The organism is Streptomyces sp. NRRL F-5123 (assembly GCF_000721495.1).
Taxonomy (GTDB): domain Bacteria; phylum Actinomycetota; class Actinomycetes; order Streptomycetales; family Streptomycetaceae; genus Actinacidiphila.
On record NZ_JOHY01000138.1, the window covers coordinates 1 to 2,298 of the forward strand.

The window sequence follows — 2,298 nt, forward strand, 5'->3', positions numbered from 1 at the left end:
GCCGCCGGTGATCAGGACGGTGCCGTTGCGGTCCAGTGCCGGGGGGACGGTGAGGACGAGCTTGCCGGTGTGCTTGGCCTGGCTCATGTGGCGCAGCGCCTGCCGCACCTGGGCCAGCGGCCAGGTCTGCACGGGCGGGAGCACCAGCGCCCCGCGCTCGAACAGCTCGACCAGCGTGCCGAGCATCCGCGCCACCCGCTCCGGACCGGCGTCCGAGACCAGGTCGTACACCCGGTAGTCCACCGCTCCGAAGTCCTTCGCCACCTGCTCGGGGTCGCGGATGTCGGTCTTGCCCATCTCCAGGAAGCGCCCGCCCTGCCCGAGCAGCCGGAGCGAGGCGTCGATGTACGCGTCCGCGAGGCTGTTGAGGACGACGTCCATGCTCCCGGCGGCCTCCCGGAAGGCGTCCTCGAAGTCCAGGTCGCGGGAGGACGCGCGGTGGGCCTCGTCGATGCCCATGGCCTCAAGGACCGTGTGCTTGGCGGGACTTGCCGTTGCGTAGACCTCGGCGCCGATGTGCTGGGCGATCTGTACGGCGGCGGTGCCGACGCCGCCGGTGGCGGCGTGGATGAGGACGCGCTCTCCCGGCACCACCGACGTCACGTCGGGGGCCACTTCCAGGACGACGCCCGCGCCCTCGCCGCCGATCCGGGTCTGGTCCGGCACCATCCCCAGACTGATCAGCACGTCACGGAAGTTGACGCCCGCGGCCCGTACGGCGATCCGCACCCGCCCGGGTGCGAGCGGCTGCTCCGCCTCCGGGAAGGGCACCGGGGCGACACCGTCGAGCGTCGCCGTGCCGCCCGTGCCCGCGGCGTCCAGCCGCCAGGCCTCCCGGCCGAGCAGCGGCACCGGCGACGCCGACGCGGGGGCACGCACCAGCCGGGGGGCGAGGATCCGCCCGCCGCGCAACGCAAGCTGCGGTTCGTCGAGTTCGACCGCGCGGCGCACCGCCTCGGCGATCAGCGGGTCCGCCCCGGGGTCTGCCGGCAGCTCCGTGCCGGCGTCCAGGTCGAGCAGGACGAAGCGGCCCGGGTGCTCCGACTGGGCGCTGCGCACGAGACCGGCGACAGCCGCGGCAACCGGGTCCGCCGCCGACTCCTCGTCCACGGCCGCCGCGCCGCGCGTCAGCACCACCAGCCGCTCCTCCTCCGGCCGCGGCTCTGCCAGCCACTCCTGGAGCAGCGTCAACACGCTCTGTACGGAGGCCAGTTCGTCGTCCCCCCGCGTCGCCGCCGCGTAGACGACGGAGAGGTCGGCGTCCGCCGGCCGGTCGGCGAGCGGCGCGGCAGGCGTCCACCGGAGCGCGAACAGGCCGTCGGGTACGGCCTGCCGGGGCGCGCTGAGGCGGGCCGGGCGGGTGGTGACGGCCTCGGCGGTGAGGATCGGCCGCCCCGCGCCGTCGGTCAGGGTGACGCCGCGCCCGCCGCCGCCCTGCCGGCTGATACGGACACGCGCCTGCGTGGCGCCCGTCGCGTGCAGGGTGACCCCGTTCCAGGAGAACGGCAGCCACACGCCCTCCTGGGCGGTGTCCGTGACGGCGATGAGGGGGTGGAGGGCGGCGTCGAGGAGCGCGGGGTGGACGGTGTGTGCGTCTGTGGCTTGTGTGGGGAGGGTGATGTCGGCGAGGAGGTCGTCGCCGTGGTGCCAGAGGGCTTGCAGGCCCTGGAAGGTGGGGCCGTAGTCGTATCCGTCGGCGGTGGCGCGGTCGTAGAAGCCGGTGAGGTCGACGGGCTGGGCTCCGGGGGGCGGCCAGGCGGTGGTGTCGGGCGCGGGCTCGTCGGTGAACGCCGCGGTGAGGGTGGCGGTGGCGTGCCGTACCCACTCCGGGGCCTGGCCGGACGCCGGGCGGGTGTAGATGTGCACGCTGCGGGCGCCGTCGTCGCCGGGAGCGCCCACGACGACCTGCACGTCCAGCGGCGCGGACTCGTGCAGCAGGAGCGGCTGCTCCAGGAGGAGTTCCTCGATCCGCGTGCTCCCGGTGTGCTCGGCGGCCTGGAAGGCGAGTTCGAGCAGGGCGGTGCCCGGCAGCAGGACCGTGCCCGCGATGACGTGCTCGCTGAGCCACCCGCCCTGCCCCGCGGTCGGGACGCGCCCGCTGAGCACCGCACCGCCGTCCGCGAGCGGGGCGACGGAGGAGAGCACCGGGTGGTCGATCGCCGTGCCGCTGCCGGGGACTCCCGCGCTCCCGGGGCGTGCGGTGAGCCAGTAGGGCTGTCGTTGGAAGGGGTAGGTGGGGAGGTCGATGGTGGGTGTGGTGGTGGGTGTGGTGGTGGTTGGGTACCAGGGTGTCCAGTT

At 74.8% G+C, this 2,298-nt stretch carries 1 protein-coding gene; it reads right to left on the bottom strand.

What is annotated here, in order from left to right; translation table 11 throughout:
* The coding region (locus tag IH54_RS0138470; RefSeq protein ID WP_031526176.1) for a polyketide synthase dehydratase domain-containing protein at positions 1–2,298 on the bottom strand (2,298 nt) is incomplete at both ends.